This window comes from Methyloceanibacter marginalis (genome assembly GCF_001723295.1).
GTDB classification, from domain to species: domain Bacteria; phylum Pseudomonadota; class Alphaproteobacteria; order Rhizobiales; family Methyloligellaceae; genus Methyloceanibacter; species Methyloceanibacter marginalis.
On record NZ_LPWD01000255.1, the window covers coordinates 1 to 2,771 of the forward strand.

At 63.6% G+C, this 2,771-nt stretch carries 3 protein-coding genes and 1 pseudogene; 1 reads left to right on the top strand and 3 read right to left on the bottom strand.

Annotation, left to right across the window (positions count from 1 at the left end; translation table 11 throughout):
• The 3 genes from AUC71_RS21970 to cysS all read right to left on the bottom strand — a co-directional run.
• A partial coding sequence (locus AUC71_RS21970; protein WP_141701592.1) for a hypothetical protein occupies positions 1 to 122 on the bottom strand: 122 nt, incomplete at its 3' end.
• Positions 119 to 625 carry a GNAT family N-acetyltransferase gene (locus AUC71_RS09915; RefSeq protein WP_069624137.1) on the bottom strand — a complete coding sequence of 169 codons (507 nt, stop codon included), beginning with the start codon at positions 623 to 625 and terminating at the stop codon, positions 119 to 121. The genes AUC71_RS09915 and AUC71_RS21970, both read right to left, overlap by 4 nt.
• A complete protein-coding gene (cysS, locus tag AUC71_RS09920; protein WP_069624138.1) occupies positions 622 to 2,022 on the bottom strand; it encodes a cysteine--tRNA ligase in 1,401 nt (466 codons plus the stop codon). Before cysS ends, AUC71_RS09915 begins: the two co-directional genes overlap by 4 nt.
• A gap of 263 nt (positions 2,023 to 2,285) precedes the next feature.
• Between cysS and AUC71_RS09925 the strand changes: the two are divergent.
• Positions 2,286 to 2,771 (top strand): annotated as a pseudogene (locus tag AUC71_RS09925) (hypothetical protein); the annotation flags it as partial.

Here is a 2,771-nt window from a genome sequence, read left to right on the forward strand (position 1 = left end):
ATACCGAGCCGGTCGAGCTGCTCCGCGATCAAGAGCTTATCCTCGAGGGAGAAATCGACGCCCTGGGTCTGAGCACCGTCCCGCAAGGTCGTGTCGTAAAGGGAGAGAGCTTCGCGCGTCATTGCATCGTCTCCTTGCCGGCCAGCGCCTTCTTCATCGTGGTATTGGCCAGCCATTCGTCGCCGCGCCGGATGCTGTTGCGCTGCTGAGCGGCATAACCCCGCTTGCCGAAAAAATCATAGGCCGTGTCGCTCGCGTCCACGTTGAGCGCCTCCGCGCCGCGCCCGGTCGCCAATTTCTCGAGCGCGTCGGCGAGCATCGTGCCGGCGCCGCGCTCGACGGCGGCGGGATGCACATAGAAGAAACCGATCTTGTCGTCGGCCTCCAACGAAGCGAAGCCGACCGGCGATCCGCCCATGGTGGCGACGATGGTCACCTCGCCTGCCAGACGCTCGGCGAAAGCCGCTTCGTCATTGGCGACGGCGGCCCAGGCATTTTGCTGCTGTTCCGTATAGTCGTCACCCGTCAATTCGAGAACGCTGGCACGAAAGATCTCGGCAAGGAGCGGTCCCTCATCCGGCAGCATTGGCCGCAACGCGAGCCGGGGATTGGCTTCCGCGTTCATCGGGCGACCTCCCACGTGGTGACGAGTTCGCCCGTTTTCGGATCCTTGGCGTCCTTCAGCACAACGCCCATGGCTTCGAGCTCGCCGCGAATGCGATCGGCTTCCTTGAAATCTTTCGCTTGGCGCGCGGCATTGCGCGCGGCGATCAATCCGTTGACCTCGCTTGCGTCGGCTTCGCCTGCGCTGTCCTGGCGAACCCGTTCGATCTTAGCGCGCTGGCCGGAGAAGCCGAGGAAAACGAGTGCCGTACGCAGTTCCTCGAAATGCCCCGCGCGATGCAGCTTGTGCAGCTCGGAGATGACCTTGGGCGTGTTCAGATCGTCAGACAGCGCCTCGGCCACGGCGGACGGAACATCCGGGGCGGCGGCGCTCTCATCGACGTCGCCATACCAATCCCACAGCGTCTTGTGCGCCTCGTCGAGACTGGCGACGGTCCAGTCGAGCGGCTGGCGGTAATGCGTGCGCAGCATGTTGAGACGCAGCGCCTCACCTGGCCAGGCATAACCCTGCCAGCCGGTGAGCAGATCATGCACGGTGACGAAGTTGCCGAGCGACTTCGACATCTTCTCGCCCTCGACCTGGAGGAAGCCGTTATGCATCCACACATTCGCCATGACGTCCGTGCCGTGCGCGCAGCGCGATTGCGCAATCTCGTTCTCGTGGTGCGGGAACACGAGGTCGATGCCGCCGCCATGAATGTCGAACACGTCGCCGAGATGCGCCGCGGCCATAGCGGAACACTCGATATGCCAGCCCGGACGGCCCTCAGTTTCGATGCCGCCGGGTGACGGCCAGGAGGGCTCGCCGGGCTTGGACGGCTTCCACAGCACGAAGTCCATGGGATCGCGCTTGAAGGGCGCCACCTCGACACGGGCGCCGGCGATCATCTCGTCGAGGCGACGCCCGGAGAGCCGGCCGTAGTCGGGCATCGACGAGACATGGAACAACACATGATCCTCGGCCACATAGGCGCAGCCATTGGCGATCAACCGATCGATCATGCCGCGCATCTCGCCGATATGCTCGGTGGCACGGGGCTCGACCGTGGGGTCGAGCGCCCCGAGCGCGGCCATGTCGTCGTGGAACTGCGCCTCGGTCTTCTCGGTGACCTTGCGAATCGCCTCGTTCAGCTTCAGGTCGGGAAAGTCCTGGGCCGCGCGGGCGTTGATCTTGTCATCGACGTCCGTGACGTTGCGGACATAGGTGACATGCTCGGGGCCATAGACCTGCCGCAGCAGCCGGAACAGCACATCGAAGACGATGACCGGGCGCGCATTGCCGATATGGGCGTAGTCGTAGACCGTCGGCCCGCACACATACATGCGTATATGCGCAGGATCGAGGGGCTCGAAGGCCTCTTTTCGGCGGGTCAGCGTGTTGTAGAGCGAAATAGGCACAGACAAGCCTCTCGGGGGCTCGCCGGATGTTCGTCAGATAAGAGTATGATGGATAAAAGAGGAACGACCCGCGCGAGCTTGTTTGCTAGCCGGAAATAATGCAGCAGGAAATGATAAGGTTCGGTTGCGCGTGCGTCATCTTGGGCCGCTTATGGCGGGAAACGGCCAAATCGTCAAGCAAACCATCTTATTCATGCCTCATTGACCCCGGATTTTGCGGGCGCATAATGGGTTAGAGGCTTTCCGGGGACCGGTAAATCATCGTGGGCATTCATCGCCATTTTCGGCGCATCCCTGCGCCGTCAGCGCGGTCTATCGGCTGGCTGGGTCTGCTTGCGCTCGCGAGCCTGGCATTTTCGGGCGGCGCCCAGGCCCAGAGCGAGCAGGATTTCCGCTGCATGCAGCTCCAGCAGGAGATGGCCGCAGCCCGCGGCGGCGGTATGAACGGCGCCGAGCTGGCCAATCTCGACCAGCAGATCGCCCAGCAGGACCGCATCTTCCAGGGCACCCAGGCCTCCATGGACGACGCCGGCTGCTACGAGCGCCTCTTCATTTTCGGCCGTGCTCTGAAACGCACCCCCCAGTGCCTGAGCATGAACAACCGCATGGAGGATGCACGGCGGCAACTGGCCCGGCTCCAAGAGCAGCGCAAGTCGCTTCAGCGCGGTGGCGGCAACCGGCGCCGTCAGGCGGAACTCCAGCAGGCTTTGCAGCGCAACGGCTGTAGCGGCGCCCCCAGCAACGACGGC